General features: G+C 75.2%; 14 protein-coding genes and 1 riboswitch. Of the genes, 9 read left to right on the forward strand and 5 right to left on the reverse strand.

Features of this window, described 5'->3' with window-relative positions; all coding sequences use genetic code 11:
* The first annotated feature begins 9 nt into the window (after positions 1 to 9).
* A complete protein-coding gene (locus tag FN207_RS08175; protein WP_142457880.1) occupies positions 10 to 312 on the forward strand; it encodes a hypothetical protein in 303 nt (100 codons plus the stop codon).
* Here the strand turns inward: FN207_RS08175 and FN207_RS08180 are convergent.
* From FN207_RS08180 to FN207_RS08190, 3 genes are all read right to left on the reverse strand, one after another.
* The gene (locus tag FN207_RS08180) at positions 309 to 1,964 is read right to left on the reverse strand and encodes an AMP-binding protein (protein ID WP_142457882.1); all 1,656 of its coding nucleotides are present in this window, start codon (positions 1,962 to 1,964) and stop codon (positions 309 to 311) included. The genes FN207_RS08175 and FN207_RS08180 overlap by 4 nt on opposite strands.
* Positions 1,961 to 2,188, reverse strand: coding sequence for a hypothetical protein (locus FN207_RS08185; RefSeq protein ID WP_110004363.1), 228 nt, complete (start codon positions 2,186 to 2,188; stop codon positions 1,961 to 1,963). Before FN207_RS08185 ends, FN207_RS08180 begins: the two co-directional genes overlap by 4 nt.
* Before the next feature lie 97 nt (positions 2,189 to 2,285).
* A complete protein-coding gene (locus FN207_RS08190) occupies positions 2,286 to 2,819 on the reverse strand; it encodes a hypothetical protein (RefSeq protein WP_142457884.1) in 534 nt (177 codons plus the stop codon).
* 65 nt (positions 2,820 to 2,884) lie between these two features.
* Here FN207_RS08190 and FN207_RS08195 point away from each other — a divergent pair, with 65 nt between their 5' ends.
* Together FN207_RS08195 and FN207_RS08200 are read left to right on the forward strand one after the other, a co-directional pair.
* Complete coding sequence (locus tag FN207_RS08195) at positions 2,885 to 5,146, forward strand: helicase C-terminal domain-containing protein (RefSeq protein ID WP_142457886.1); 2,262 nt, start codon at positions 2,885 to 2,887, stop codon at positions 5,144 to 5,146.
* Between the two features lie 42 nt (positions 5,147 to 5,188).
* Entirely contained in the window at positions 5,189 to 6,874 is a 1,686-nt protein-coding gene (locus tag FN207_RS08200; protein ID WP_142457888.1) for a DNA repair helicase XPB, read from the forward strand.
* Positions 6,875 to 6,910: 36 nt separating this feature from the next.
* Here FN207_RS08200 and FN207_RS08205 read toward each other — a convergent pair whose 3' ends face one another.
* The gene (locus FN207_RS08205; RefSeq protein WP_142457889.1) at positions 6,911 to 7,171 is read right to left on the reverse strand and encodes a hypothetical protein; all 261 of its coding nucleotides are present in this window, start codon (positions 7,169 to 7,171) and stop codon (positions 6,911 to 6,913) included.
* 17 nt (positions 7,172 to 7,188) lie between these two features.
* Between FN207_RS08205 and FN207_RS08210 the strand changes: the two genes are divergently transcribed.
* Positions 7,189 to 7,581: an ACT domain-containing protein gene (locus tag FN207_RS08210; protein ID WP_142457891.1), complete on the forward strand. Its 393-nt coding sequence runs from the start codon at positions 7,189 to 7,191 to the stop codon at positions 7,579 to 7,581.
* A gap of 50 nt (positions 7,582 to 7,631) precedes the next feature.
* Positions 7,632 to 7,697: riboswitch (guanidine-III (ykkC-III) riboswitch) on the forward strand.
* Between the two features lie 10 nt (positions 7,698 to 7,707).
* Entirely contained in the window at positions 7,708 to 8,022 is a 315-nt protein-coding gene (locus FN207_RS08215) for a DMT family transporter (RefSeq protein ID WP_142457893.1), read from the forward strand.
* A gap of 16 nt (positions 8,023 to 8,038) precedes the next feature.
* Here FN207_RS08215 and FN207_RS08220 read toward each other — a convergent pair whose 3' ends face one another.
* Positions 8,039 to 10,006 carry an HNH endonuclease signature motif containing protein gene (locus FN207_RS08220; protein WP_246065878.1) on the reverse strand — a complete coding sequence of 656 codons (1,968 nt, stop codon included), beginning with the start codon at positions 10,004 to 10,006 and terminating at the stop codon, positions 8,039 to 8,041.
* Positions 10,007 to 10,183: 177 nt separating this feature from the next.
* Here FN207_RS08220 and FN207_RS08225 point away from each other — a divergent pair, with 177 nt between their 5' ends.
* The 4 genes from FN207_RS08225 to FN207_RS08240 are packed head-to-tail and all read left to right on the forward strand — an operon-like array spanning position 10,184 to position 14,137.
* The gene (locus FN207_RS08225; protein ID WP_142457897.1) at positions 10,184 to 10,693 is read left to right on the forward strand and encodes a 2Fe-2S iron-sulfur cluster-binding protein; all 510 of its coding nucleotides are present in this window, start codon (positions 10,184 to 10,186) and stop codon (positions 10,691 to 10,693) included.
* Positions 10,690 to 11,694, forward strand: coding sequence for an FAD binding domain-containing protein (locus FN207_RS08230; RefSeq protein ID WP_142457899.1), 1,005 nt, complete (start codon positions 10,690 to 10,692; stop codon positions 11,692 to 11,694). Before FN207_RS08225 ends, FN207_RS08230 begins: the two co-directional genes overlap by 4 nt.
* 1 nt (position 11,695) lies before the next feature.
* A complete protein-coding gene (locus FN207_RS08235) occupies positions 11,696 to 13,795 on the forward strand; it encodes a xanthine dehydrogenase family protein molybdopterin-binding subunit (protein ID WP_142457901.1) in 2,100 nt (699 codons plus the stop codon).
* Positions 13,796 to 13,813: 18 nt separating this feature from the next.
* Positions 13,814 to 14,137 (forward strand): hypothetical protein, encoded by a 324-nt coding sequence (locus FN207_RS08240; RefSeq protein WP_110908903.1) that lies wholly within the window; start codon positions 13,814 to 13,816, stop codon positions 14,135 to 14,137.
* The last annotated feature ends 89 nt before the right edge of the window (positions 14,138 to 14,226 follow it).

The following is a 14,226-nucleotide window of genomic DNA, read 5'->3' on the forward strand; positions in this document are numbered from 1 at the left end:
GATCACGGCATGGCCACCTCCGTCGGCACCCGCGCGTTCACCCTGATCGCCTCGGCGGTCCGCCTGGTCGCCTCGCTCGTGGCGGTGGTGATCGTGCTGCACGCGGTGTTCACCTTCTTCGAGGCCAACCCCGCCAACACGCTGGTGTCGGCCGCCGCGGACGTGCGCCAGGGCCTGGGCTGGTTCACCGTCGACCTGTTCCGGCCGTCGGACCCGCGCGTCGGCGAGACCATCAACGCCGCGATCGCCGCCCTGGTGTGGGTCGTCGTCGGCAACGTGGTGTCGAAGCTGCTGGTGAGGCTGGCGCCCTAGGCGTTGCGGACCGCCGCGGCGGCCTCCAGGCCCAGCTCCTGCACCGACACCTCGCGCATCTCGACCTTGCGGACCTTGCCGGTCACGGTCATCGGGAACGCCTCGACGACCTTGACGTAGCGCGGGACCTTGTAGTGCGCGAGCTTGCCGGCGCAGAACTCCCGCAGCGCCTCCGGGGTGAGCGGCTCGGCACCCTCCCGCAGCCGCACCCAGGCCATGAGCTCCTCGCCGTAGCGCTCGTCGGGGACGCCGATCACCTGGGCGTCGACGACGTCGGGGTGGGTGTAGAGGAACTCCTCCACCTCGCGCGGGTACACGTTCTCCCCGCCGCGGATGACCATGTCCTTGATCCGGCCGACGATGTTGAGGTAGCCGGCCTCGTCCATGACGGCGAGGTCGCCGGTGTGCATCCAGCGAGCGGCGTCGATGACCTCGGCGGTCTTCCCCGGCTCGTCCCAGTAGCCGAGCATCACCGAGTAGCCGCGGGTGCAGAACTCGCCGGGAGTGCCGCGCGGCACGGTGATGCCGGTCTCGGGGTCGACGACCTTGACCTCCAGGTGCGGGTGCACCCGGCCGACGGTGGAGGTGCGGCGGTCGAGGTCGTCGTCGGCGCCGGTCTGGGTGGAGACCGGGCTGGTCTCGGTCATGCCGTAGCAGATGGTCACCTCGGTCATGCCCATCTCGGCGACCACCCGCTTCATCACCTCCACCGGGCACGGCGAGCCGGCCATGATGCCGGTGCGCAGGCTGGAGAGGTCGTAGGTGCCGAAGTCGGGCAGCGCCAGTTCGGCGATGAACATCGTCGGGACGCCGTAGAGGGAGGTGCAGCGCTCCTCCTGCACCGCCCGCAGCGTGGCCGCCGGGTCGAACGCGGGCGCCGGGATGACCATCGTGGCGCCGTGGCTGGTGGCCCCGAGGTTGCCCATCCCCATGCCGAAGCAGTGGTAGTAGGGCACCGGGATGCAGATCCGGTCGGCCTCGGTGTAGCCGCAGCCCTCGCCCACGAAGAAGCCGTTGTTGAGCAGGTTGTGGTGGCTGAGCGTGGCGCCCTTCGGGAAGCCGGTCGTCCCCGACGTGTACTGGATGTTGATCGGGTCGTCGGGCGAGAGCTCGGCGGCGCGGCGCTCCAGCAGGCCGCGGTCGGCGGCTCGGCCGGTGGCCAGCAGCTGCTCCCACTCCGGGTCGCCGAGGAACAGGACCTCGCGCAGCTCGGGGCAGTCGCCCCGGACCTCGGCCACCATCGCCCGGTAGTCGCTCGTCCTGAACTCCGGCGCCGCGACCAGCACCGAGATCCCGGCCTGCTTCAGCACGAACGCCAGCTCGTGGGTGCGGTAGGCCGGGTTGATGTTGACCAGGACGGCACCGAGCTTGGCGGTGCCGTACTGGACGAAGACCCACTCGGCGCAGTTGGGCGCCCAGATGCCGACGCGGTCGCCCTTCTGCACGCGGAGGGCGTCCAGGCCGAGGGCGCAGGCGTCGACGTCGGCGACCAGCTGCGGATAGGTCCAGCGGCGGCCGGTGACGCACTCGACGAGCGCCTCGTGGTCGCCGACCCGCGCTGCCGTCCGGTCGAGGTCGGCCCCGATCGTGTCCCCCAGCAGGGGGACGGTGGAGGTGCCGCTGGCGTAGGACGGCAGCGCGGGGGTGCTCACGGCCGCCGGTTCTCGGGCAGCTGCACCCCGGCCCGGTTGGGCTTGTCCGTGGGGTGGGCGTAGCGGATCCGGTCGACCGGCAGCGGGAAGCTGTGGTCCTCACCGAACGGTGAGAGCCCACCGGCCATCTCGCTGATCAGCTCGGTCACCGGCGGGCCGGCGTCCTCCGACTGGCCCCAGGTGGGCTCCACCAGGTGGGCGTGCTTCTCCTTGCGCTTGGCCATCTCGCCTCCGTGCATCGGGCGCACCCGGCGGTGCGCGCGTCGCCGCCATTCTGTCGGCTGGCTGGTCCTACCCGCACCAGCCCCGCTCTCCCGTGTCTCAGCGGGACGGGCGCCGGGCCGAGCGCGCGCCGTACAGGGTCGGCAGCCCCTCGGCGGTGAGCACCCACTGCCCGGTGCCCACGGGCGCGAGCCGCACCTCCCCGCCGTCGAGCCCCTGCACCTGGCGGGTGCGCCAGACCGAGGTGCTGACCAGCCGCAGCCGCACCGGCTCGTGGGTGGGGTCCCACTCGTCGAAGCCCTCGGGCTCGAAGGCGACGATGGCCGGCCCCGCGATGCGCAGCAGCCCGCGCTGCCACGGCACGGCGGAGAGCGCCCGCCGCCAGCGCAGCGCCCGGGCCAGCGCGCCGGCACCGGCGAACGCCGCCACCGCCCCACCGATCACCAGGACGACGACGACCATCCCGGCCAGCGGCACCGGGCGCCCGCGGTCCTCGGCCAGGCTGACGGCGACGGCGCCGAGCAGCACGGCCAGCACGACGGCGATGACGCCCCCGGCGAGCCAGCGCAGCGCACCGGCCCGGTAGCCCTCGAGCGCGGACCGGGTGTGCGGGTCGTCGGCGGCCGGCTGCACGCCCCGATGATCCCAGGCCCGGCCTCCGGGGCAGCACCTGCGGCAACGGACGTAACGTGGTCCGGATGCCTGCCGACCGACCCGCCACGCTGGCCGCGTGGCTGCGCACCCGCAGCGACGCCCAGCTGGCCGCGCTGCTGGCCGCGCGGCCCGACGTGGCCCGGCCCGCGCCCTCCGACGTCGTCGCGCTGGCCAGCCGGCTGGCGGTGCCGGTCTCTGTGGACCGGGCGCTCGACGACCTCGACGCCGCGACCCTGCAGGTGCTCGACGTCGTGCTGCTCGCGCCGACCGACGGCGTCCCCGCCGAGGACGTGCACGCCGCGCTGCCCGGGCTGCCCGCCGACGTCGTCGACGCGGCGGTCGAGCGCCTGACGGTGCGGGCGCTGCTGTGGGGCGAGGACGTCCTGCACGCCCCCGACCAGGTGCGCCGCGCCGTCCGCCACCCCGCGGGTCTCGGCCGCCGGGCCGTCGACCTGCGGGTGACCCTGCCGGCGGACCTGCCCGCCGCCGTGGGTGCCCTGGACCCCGCCGAGCGCGAGGTGCTCGAGCGGCTGGCCGGCGACCGCCCGGTCGGCCACCTGCCCGAGACCGGCGGCCCCGGCGCCTCCCCGGCCCGGCGGCTGCTGCAGGCGGGGCTGCTGGCGCGCATCGACGCGCTCAACGTCGAGCTCCCCCGCGAGATCGGCCTGCTGCTGCGCGGCGGCCTGCCCTACGGCCCGCCGCGGCTGCGCCCCGAGCCGGCCGCCGTCGAGCGGGACGCCGCCGTCGTCGACCGGCAGGCGGCGGGCGCGGCGCTGGAGGTGGTGGGGCGGGTCGGTGAACTGCTGGCGGTACTCGAGGAGGAGCCGGCCGGGCTGCTGCGCAGCGGCGGGGTCGCCGTCCGGGACCGCAAGCGGCTGGCGAAGGCGCTGACGGTGTCGGAGGCCGACGCCGGCTGGCTGCTGGAGCTCGCCTTCGCCGCGGGGCTGCTCGACGTCGGCGGACCGCACCGCGACGAGTGGCTGCCCACCCGCGGCTACGACCTGTGGCGCGAGCAGCCGCTGCCCGACCGGTGGGGCGCGCTGGCCGCCGGCTGGCTGGAGAGCACGCGGCTGCCCTCGCTGGTCGGGTCGCGGGACATGGCCGGCAAGGCGGTCAACGCGCTGTCCCCCGACCTCGTGCGGCACACCGCGCCGGCGATCCGCCGCTCCGCGCTGGCCGCGCTCCTCGACTCCCCGCCCGGTCGCGGGCTGGCCCCCGACGACCTGGTGGCGCTGCTGCGCTGGCGCACCCCGCGGCGGGCCGACCGCCTGGCTCCCGTGCCGGACATGCTGGCCGAGGCCGGGCGGATCGGCGTCCTCGTGGGCGGCGTGCTGTCCTCGGGCGGGCGCGGCCTGCTCACCCGGGGCGAGGAGGGCGCCGCCGACGGGATGCAGGGGCTGCTGCCCGAGCCGGTCGACCACGTGCTCGCCCAGCCCGACCTCACCCTCGTCGCACCCGGCCCGCTGGTGGCCGAGCTGGCCGACACCCTCGCCGTCGTCGCCGACGTCGAGTCCTCCGGCGGGGCGACGGTGTTCCGGGTGTCGGAGTCCTCGGTCCGTCGCGCGCTGGACGCCGGGTGGTCGGCCACCGACCTGCACGACCTGTTCACCCGCGCCTCGCGGACGCCGGTGCCGCAGGCGCTGGACTACCTCGTCGACGACGTCGCGCGGCAGCACGGCCGGCTGCGGGTCGGCGCCATCGAGTGCTACGTCCGCTCCGACGACCACGGCCTGCTCTCGCAAGTGCTCGGCGACCGGCGGACGGCGGCGGCCGAGCTGCGCCGACTGGCCCCCGGCGTGCTGGTCAGCGGGCTCGGCGCCGACGAGGTGCTCACCGTGCTGCGGCAGGCCGGGTACGCCCCGGCCGGGGAGTCGCCGGGCGGCGCGGTGCTCACCCGCCCGCCGGCCCGGCCACGCGCCGCCGGCCGGCGCCCCGGGCCACCGCCGTCGGCGGCGGGCCGCCCGCTCACCGAGGCGGAGGCCGAGGCCACCGTCCGCGAGATCCGGGCCGGCGACGCCGCGCTGGCCGCCCGCCCGGCGACGCCCGTGCGGCAGGTCCCCGGGGTCACCACCGCGGGCACGCTGGAGCTGCTGTCCCGCGCGATCCGCGAGGGCATCCCCGTGTGGCTGGGCTACGTCGACGCCCAGGGCAGCGGCAGCCAGCGCGTGGTGCAGCCGGTGTCACTGGCCGGTGGTTTCCTCCAGGGGTGGGACGAGCGCCGGCACGAGAACCGCACCTTCGCGGTGCACCGGATCACCTCGGTGGCGCTGGTCGACGAGGAAGCACCGGCCGCCGGCAACGGTTGACCTGACAGACGCCCACCCTCCGAGGAGAGGCAACCCATCCCCGTGAACGACGGACCCCTCATCGTCCAGTCGGACAAGACGCTGCTGCTCGAGGTCGACCACCCGGCGGCGCGCGAGTGCCGCGCGGCCATCGCCCCTTTCGCCGAGCTCGAGCGCTCGCCGGAGCACGTGCACACCTACCGGGTCACCCCTCTGGCGCTGTGGAACGCGCGCGCCGCGGGGCACGACGCCGAGCAGGTCGTCGACGCGCTGGTGCGCTACTCCCGCTACCCGGTGCCGCACGCGCTGCTGGTCGACGTCGCCGACACGATGGACCGCTTCGGCCGGCTGACGCTGGTCAACCACCCGGTGCACGGGCTCACGCTGGCCACCACCGACCGCGCGGTGCTCGAGGAGATCATCCGCTCCAAGCGGGTGGCGCCGATGCTCGGTGCGCGGATCGACCCCGACACCGTCGTCGTCCACCCCTCCGAGCGTGGGCGGCTCAAGCAGGCGCTGCTCAAGGTCGGCTGGCCGGCCGAGGACCTCGCCGGCTACGTCGACGGCCAGGCGCACCCGATCGAGCTCGACCAGGCCGGCTGGCACCTGCGCGACTACCAGCAGGAGGCCGTCGAGGGCTTCTGGGCCGGCGGCTCGGGCGTCGTCGTCCTGCCCTGTGGCGCCGGCAAGACGCTGGTCGGCGCCGCGGCGATGGCGCAGGCCAAGGCGACCACGCTGATCCTGGTGACCAACACCGTCTCGGGGCGGCAGTGGAAGCGCGAGCTGATCGCGCGCACGTCGCTGACCGAGGAGGAGATCGGCGAGTACTCCGGTGAGCGCAAGGAGATCCGCCCGGTCACCATCGCGACCTACCAGGTGATGACCACCCGCCGGAAGGGCGAGTACCGGCACCTGGACCTCTTCGACGCCCAGGACTGGGGCCTGATCGTCTACGACGAGGTGCACCTGCTGCCCGCGCCGATCTTCCGGCTCACCGCCGACCTGCAGTCCCGCCGCCGGCTGGGCCTGACGGCCACGCTGGTGCGCGAGGACGGGCGCGAGGACGACGTCTTCTCCCTCATCGGGCCCAAGCGCTACGACGCGCCCTGGAAGGACATCGAGTCCCAGGGCTACATCGCGCCGGCCGAGTGCATCGAGGTGCGGGTCGGCCTCGACGACGAGGAGCGGATGACCTACGCGGTCGCCGAGCCCGAGGAGCGGTACCGGATCGCGGCGACGGCGACGTCGAAGCTGCCGGTGATCCGGCGGGTGCTCGACCGGCACCCCGACGAGCAGAAGCTGGTGATCGGGGCCTACCTCGACCAGCTCGACGAGCTCGGCCGGGCGCTGGACGCGCCGGTCATCCAGGGGTCGACGACGAACAAGGAGCGGGAGCGGCTGTTCCAGGCGTTCCGCACCGGCGAGATCAAGACGCTGGTCGTCTCCAAGGTCGCGAACTTCTCGATCGACCTGCCCGAGGCCGCCGTCGCCGTCCAGGTGTCGGGCACCTTCGGGTCGCGGCAGGAGGAGGCCCAGCGGCTGGGCCGGGTGCTCCGCCCCAAGGCCGACGGCCGGCAGGCGCACTTCTACACGGTGGTCAGCCGCGACACCCTCGACGCCGAGTACGCCGCCCACCGGCAGCGCTTCCTCGCCGAGCAGGGCTACGCGTACACGATCGTCGACGCCGCCGACCTGGCCGGTCCCGGTGAGGTCAACGGCCCGGACTGGGTCGACGAGCCCGCCGACTGAGGGGTGAGTGGCCGGGGCGTTCGGCGCCCCGGCCACTCACCCCTCGGTGAGCTCGTGCAGGACGTCGGCGGCGTCGGCGTTGCCCTCCTCGGCGAGCCGGCGCAGCTCGGTGAGGTCGTCGGCCTCGCTCGCCCGCTGCACGAGCTCGTCGGTAGCGTCGCGGTAGCCGAGGTCGCCCAGCCGGCGCAGCTCGGCGAGGTCGCCGCGTTCGCCCGCCAGTTCGATCAGCTCGTCGACCGCGCTGCGGTCACCCTTCGCCGCCCGCTCACGGAGTCCGGCGTACTGGGGCTCGCTCATGCCTGCAGGATGCTCGCGTGGCCGGTGAACGGGACCTCGATCGGCTGCTGCGCGGCATGGCGCCACGGCGCGCGCCCGGGACATACGTGTTCGCCACCGTCCCGGGCGATGAGGTGCCCGCCGGCCTGACGCCGTTCGCCACGGTGCGGGAGGACGAGGGGCTGACGCTGGTCCTGCGCCGGGAGGACGCCGACGCGGCCGGCCTGCCCCACGACTTCCCCGCCGCGCGGATCACCCTGCTGGTCCGCTCCGACCTCGCGGCGGTCGGGCTCACGGCGGCCGTGAGCACCGCGCTGGCCGACGCCGGGATCAGCTGCAACGTGCTGGCCGGGTACCACCACGACCACCTGCTGGTCCCGCTGGGCGACGCCGACCGCGCGCTCGCCCTGCTGGAGGGGCTGGCCGCGTAGCGCGGTGTCCGGTCTCACCCGCCGGATCGGCCGGGATGTGCCACCGTGGGGGTGGGTCCGCAGCGGACCCCCGGACGAGCGGCGCCGTACCCGGACAGCGACAAGACGGCAGCCTCGGGAGTCCTCGTGTCCTGGTTCGTGCTCGTGCTGTCCGGTGTCCTCGAGGCCGTGTGGGCGACCGCCCTCGGCCGGACCGAGGGCTTCACCCGGCTCGCACCGACCGTCGTGTTCGTGCTCGGTCTGGTCGCCAGCATGCTGGGGCTCGCGTACGCGATGCGCAGCCTCCCCGTGGGGACGGCGTACGCCGTCTGGGTGGGCATCGGGGCGGCGCTGACCGCCGGCTACGCGATGGCGTCCGGCGAGGAGCCGCTGTCGGCGCTGCGGGTGCTGCTCCTGCTCGGCATCGTCGGCTGCGTGATCGGACTCAAGCTCACGCACTGAGCCCGGCCTGCCCCACTCAGTACGGCGGTGGGGTGGTGACGGCGGTGAGGCCGGTGGGTGTGGTGACGGTGAGGGTGCCGTCGGGGGCGAGGGTGTGCCGCCAGCCGGGTGCCTGGTGCTTGCCGCGGTGGTGGCCGGTGCAGTAGCCGGTGAGGTTGCCCGCGGCGGTGGGTCCGGCCGGCCAGGGGACGGCGTGGTCGAGTTCGCCGGTCCGGGGGACGCGGCGGCGGCAGCCGGGGAAGCGGCAGCGGCGGTCGCGGGCGCGGACGTGCCGGTCCAGGGCAGCGCCGGGCCGGTAGCCGGCGGTGACCCCGGGGACGCGCAGGCCCACGCCGGTGGTCGCGGCGCGACGCAGGACGGGCAGGTCGGTGAGGGCGAGCAACGCGCCGGTCAAGGCGTCGGTGAGGACGAGGCGGGGGCGGTCGGCCAGCCCGCCGCCGCCGGTTGTGGCCAGCAGGCCGGCGAGCGCCTGGCGGGCCTGGTCGGTGGCGGCTGCGAGGGCGGTGAGGGCGTCGGGGGCGGCGGTGACCCGCCCGGCGGGGCTGTGCGCCCAGGCAGCCTCGTCGGCGGCATCAGCGCGCTGCGCGGTGGCCACCAGCCGGTGGGCGCGGCCGAGGGCCTGCTGGGCGGCGAGGACCGCATCCCCGGCGTCCTGGATCGCCTGGTCGGCGCGCGCCCACCAGCCATCGTCGGCGTCGGCATCGGCGTCGGCGGGTGGCGTGTCGTCGCGGGTCGGGCTGGCGGGATCCGGCGGTGGGTGGTCGGCGGCCCACACGGCCTCCACCTTCGCGGGGTCGAGGGAAGGGGCACCGCGGCCGGCCAGCTCCTCGATGAGCACCCGGCGCACGGTGTCGGTCCACCACCGCTCGAACTCCGGGTCCACCGCCACGGCCGGCCACACCGGGACCTCGATCGGACCGAGGTCGTGCCTGCCAGCGGCCGGAGCGGTGTCCGCCGGAGCGGTGCCGGCCGGAGCGGTATCGGCCGCGGCGGTGTCCGTTGCGGCGGTGTCGGTCGCGGCGGTGTCCGACGGAGCGCCATCGACAGGGGCAGCGGTGGTAACCAGCGGGTGCCCGGTGAGGGCGGCCAGCAGAGCGCGGACCGTCTCGGCGGGCACCACCTGTCCGTCGATCTCGCACGGCTGGTCCCCACCGAGCAGCGCGCCCAGCGGCGCGATCACCGACAACACCACCTGCACCGGCGGGAGGTCGGTCTCGCCGGGGCGCAGCACCAGGTCGAGCAGGCAGTCGGCCATCTTCTGCCCGCGGGAGCGCCCGTCGGCGGGGTCGGCGGGCAGCGCGTCGGCGTACGCGCCCAGCGCCGCCACCAGCGCCGCGGCCTCCGGCGTCGTCAGCAGCGCCGAGACCACGCTCATGCCCTCGACCCGGTCCGGGCGCGCCGAGACCCCGCGCTCGCGGATGGCCCGGGCCAGCCGGTCGGCGGCGGAGCGGGCGTCGCGCTTGAGCACCTCGCGGCGGACCTTGTCGCCCAACTGCGCCGGAGTGGTCACCCGCCCGGCCATCCAGGCCAGCAGATCCCGCTCGAGTGAGGCACGGATCGCGTCGTCGGCGATCGGGGCGACCTTGTCCAGCAACGGCCACAGGTGCCCCGGGTGCAGCATCCCCGCCTCGAGTGCGTCGAGGGTCAGCGGGAGGCGGTGCACCAGCGTCAGCGAGCGTTCCAGCAGCGCCTCGGCGGCCTCGGTGGAGATCGACAGCGCCACCACCAGCTCCTGCGCCGCCCACTCGCTCACCGGCCGCAGCACCGCCGCCCGCCGCGCCCACCGCTCGCCCGACATCGCCCCCGGCTCCCCCTGCGCCCGGTCCGCCGAGGCCGGCCGGGTGGCGGCGAAGGCCGCGACCGCCCGGGCCCGGCGGGCCGTCTGACGGGAGATCTCCCGGTCGGCCGCCTGGACCTCGCCCAGCGGACCGGACGACAACCCGACCGGCGACACCGGCGCCGGAGCGGTCAACACGTCGTCCACACAGTCGATCATACGTTCGAAGCACTCGCCGGACCAGTCCTGTGGACACAGAAACCGCTGGTCAGCGTCTCGTGCTCCGTCCACCCCCGACCCCACGGCCGCAGGAGCACGCATCCGGAACGAGTCGGTCCGCCCGACCGGTTTGCCACGCCGAGCGTGCCGGGCACCGACCGCGCCATGGACGCCGACATCAGGCTGCGGGTCGACGGCGAGCTCCACGAGCTCACCGTGGACACGCGCACCACGCTGCTCGACCTGCTGCGCGAGCGGCTGGGCAACACCAGCCCGAAGAAGGGCTGCGACCACGGCCAGTGCGGCGCCTGCACCGTGCTGCTCGACGGCGAGCGGGCGCTGCTGTGCCTCGCCCTCGCCGTCTCCCACGACGGCGCGGAGATCACCACCGCGGACGGCCTGGCGCCCGAGGGCGAGCTGCACCCGGTCCAGCAGGCCTTCCTCGACCACGACGCCTTCCAGTGCGGCTACTGCACGCCCGGCCAGGTGTGCAGCGCGGTCGGCGTTCTCAGCGAGGTCGACCGGGGCTGGCCCAGCCACGCCACCCGCGACCTCACCGCCGCCCCCGAGCTCAGCACCGACGAGGTCAGCGAGCGGATGAGCGGCAACCTCTGCCGCTGCGCCGCCTACGCGCACATCACCCCCGCCGTGCAGCAGGCCGGCGGCGCGCGGTGAAGCCGTTCGCCTACGCCCGCCCCAGCGACGTCGCCGAGGCCGTCCGCGAGGTCGCCGCCGAGCCGAACGCCGTCTTCCTCGGCGGCGGCACGAACCTCGTCGACCACCTCAAGCTCGGCGTCGCCCGCCCCGACCTCGTCGTCGACGTCCGGACGCTCACCTCCCGCGAGATCACCGACACCGGCGACGGCGGCCTGCTGGTGGGCGCCGCCGTCAGCAACAGCGAACTGGCCGCCGACCGGCGCGTCCGCGAACGCTGGCCGGTGCTCACCCAGGCCCTGCTCGCCGGCGCCAACGGGCAGCTGCGCAACCTCGCCACCGTCGGCGGCAACCCGCTGCAGCGCACCCGGTGCGTCTACTTCCAGGACGTCACCACCGCCTGCAACAAGCGCGCGCCGGGCAGCGGCTGCTCCGCGATCGGCGGCTACACCCGCTACCACGCGATCCTGGGCGCCAGTGAGCAGTGCATCGCCACCCACCCCTCGGACATGGCCGTGGCGCTCACCGCACTCGACGCCGTCGTCCACACCGAGGGCCCGCGCGGCGCGCGGACGATCCCGTTCGGCGAGCTGCACCGCCTCCCGGGCGACGACCCGTCCCGCGACACCGTCCTCGAGCACGGCGAGCTGGTCACCGCGGTCGAGCTGCCCCCGCTCGAGATGGCCCGCCGGTCCACCTACCGCAAGGTCCGCGACCGCGCCTCCTACGCGTTCGCGCTGGTCAGCGTGGCCGCCGCGGTCGACCTCGCCGACGACGGCACGGTCCGCGACGCCCGCGTCGCCCTCGGCGGCGTGGCCCACACGCCGTGGCGGGCCACCCGCGCGGAGGAGGTCCTCCGCGGACGGCGGCTCACCGACGACACCGCCCGCGCGGCCGCCGAGGCCGAGCTGGCCGACGCCGTCCCGCAGCCGGGCATCGACGGCGGCAACGCGTTCAAGGTCCCGCTGGTGGCGCGCACGCTCACCGCCGCCCTGCGCATCCTCACCGGCCGGGAGGGCTGAGATGACCGAGCTGCTCGAGCCGCGCGCGATGGGCCGCGACCTGGTCCGCCGCGACGGCGTCCGGAAGGTCCGCGGGACGGCGACCTACGCCTTCGAGACCCCCGTCGAGTCGCCGGCGTTCTGTCACCCGCTGCAGGCCACCGTCGCGCGGGGGCGGATCACCGCGGTGGACACCACCGCCGCCGAGGCGCTCGACGGCGTCCTCGCGGTCGTCACCCACGAGAACGCCGAGCGGCTCGCCTCCACCGACGACGCCGAGCTCGCCGTCCTGCAGTCCCCCGAGGTCGCCTTCCGCGGCCAGCCGATCGGCGTCGTCGTCGCGGAGACCTCCGAGCTGGCCCGGCAGGCCGCCGACCTCGTCCGCGTCACCTACGACGAGCAGCCGCACGACAGCGTGCTGTCCGCCGACCGCGGGGACCTGTACGCGCCGGAGAAGGTCAACCCCGGCTACGACACCGACACCGTCCAGGGCGACGTCGACGCCGAACTGGCCGCCAGCGCCGTCCGGGTCGAGCAGACCTACGCGACGGCGATGGTGCACAACAACCCGCTGGAGCCGCACGCCTCGACGGCGCTGTGGGACGCCGCCGACGGCGGGAAGCTCACCCTCTGGGACTCCACGCAGGGCGTGCACCCCGACCGCAAGGCGGTGTGCAGCCTGTTCGGCCTCGACCTCGAGCGGGTGCAGGTCGTGTGCCCGTACGTCGGCGGCGGGTTCGGCTCCAAGGGGACGCCGCACGCCAACGTCGTCCTGGTGGCCATGGCCGCCCGCGCCCTGCCCGGCCGCGCGGTGAAGCTCGCCCTCACCCGCCAGCAGATGTTCACCATGGCCGGCTACCGGACGCCGACCATCCAGCGGATGCAGCTCGGCGCCGACCGCGACGGCCGGATCCGCGCCCTGGCCCTCGACGTCGTCGAGCAGACCTCGCGGATCAAGGAGTTCGCCGAACAGACCGGCGTCCCGGCCCGGATGATGTACACCGCCGCCGCCCGCCGGACGACGCACCGGCTGGCCGCCCTCGACGTCCCGGTGCCCTCCTGGTTCCGCGCGCCCGGCGAGTGCCCCGGCATGTTCGGCCCCGAGGTCGCCATGGACGAGCTCGCCCACGCCCTGGGGATGGACCCGGTCGAGCTGCGGATCCGCAACGAGCCCGACCGCGACCCCGAGACCGGCCAGCCCTGGTCGAGCCGGCACCTCGTCGAGTGCCTGCGCGAGGGCGCCGAGCGCTTCGGCTGGGCCGGGCGCGACCCCCGCCCCGGCGTCCGCCGGGAGGACGGCTGGCTGGTCGGCACGGGCATGGCCTCGTCGGTCTACCCGACCATGCGGCAGGCCCAGTCGACGGCGACCGTCCGGTTCGAGGACGGCCGGTACGTCGTCGAGATCGGCGCCGCCGACCTCGGCACCGGCGCCTGGACGGTGCTGCCGCAGATCGCCGCCGACGCCCTGGACGCCGACGTCGACGACGTCGAGGTGCGCATCGGCGACACCCGCTACCCGATCGCCTCGGTGGCCGGCGGCTCGTCGGGCACCAACACGTGGGGCTCGGCGATCGTCGAGGCCGCGCGGCAGTTCCGCGGCAAGTTCGGCCGGCGCCCGGAGGACGGCGACGAGGCGCAGGGCTCGGTCGACCAGGCCGCCACCGACGACGAGCACGCCACCTATGCGTTCGGCGCGCAGTTCGTGGAGGCGCGGGTGCACGCCGACACCGGCGAGGTGCGGGTGCCGCGGCTGCTCGGCGTCTTCGCCTGCGGCCGGATCGTCAACCCGCGCACCGCGCGCTCGCAGTTCATCGGCGGGATGACCATGGGGCTGTCGATGGCGCTGCACGAGAACAGCGCGTGGGACGCCCGGATCGGGCAGGTCGCCAACCACGACCTCGCCGAGTACCACGTGACGGTCAACGCCGACGTCGGCGACGTGCAGGCGCACTGGATCGACGAGCACGACCCGTACGTCAACGCCATGGGGATCAAGGGCATCGGCGAGATCGGCATCGTGGGGACGGCGGCCGCGGTGGTGAACGCGGTCTTCCACGCGACCGGCGTCCGGGTGCGGCACCTGCCGGTGACCCTGGACAAGATCCTCCCCGGGTTGCCCTGAATGACTACCGTTCCCGGGGTGCCACCTGCCAAGGACCTGCCGGACCTCGTCCGGCGCCGCCTGTGGGAGCTGGGGATGACCGTGCAGGAGGCCTCGCGCCGGGCGCGCGGGACCATCGCGCCGGAGGTCCTCGAGCGGCTGGCCCGGTCCCGCGGGCGGGCCTTCATCAGCGCCCGCCTGGCCGGGCACCTGGCCCGCGCGCTCGACGTGCCGGAGAACCGGGTGCGCCGGGCCGCCGACCTGCCCGAGGTCCCCGACCCGCGCGAGGACGTGCCCACCGGCCCGCACCTGCGGCTGGTCCACAACCAGCCCGCTCCGGAGCAGGCGGCCGGCGAGGCCTGAGCCCCGGGGACGCGGCGGACCGGTCCCCCTTGCGGTGTGAGGCCTGCCACGTCTCTGTGGGCGCCGTCGAGAAACCGCAGGTCAGCGCG

It is taken from the genome of Geodermatophilus aquaeductus, from assembly GCF_900182545.1.
Taxonomy (GTDB): domain Bacteria; phylum Actinomycetota; class Actinomycetes; order Mycobacteriales; family Geodermatophilaceae; genus Geodermatophilus; species Geodermatophilus aquaeductus.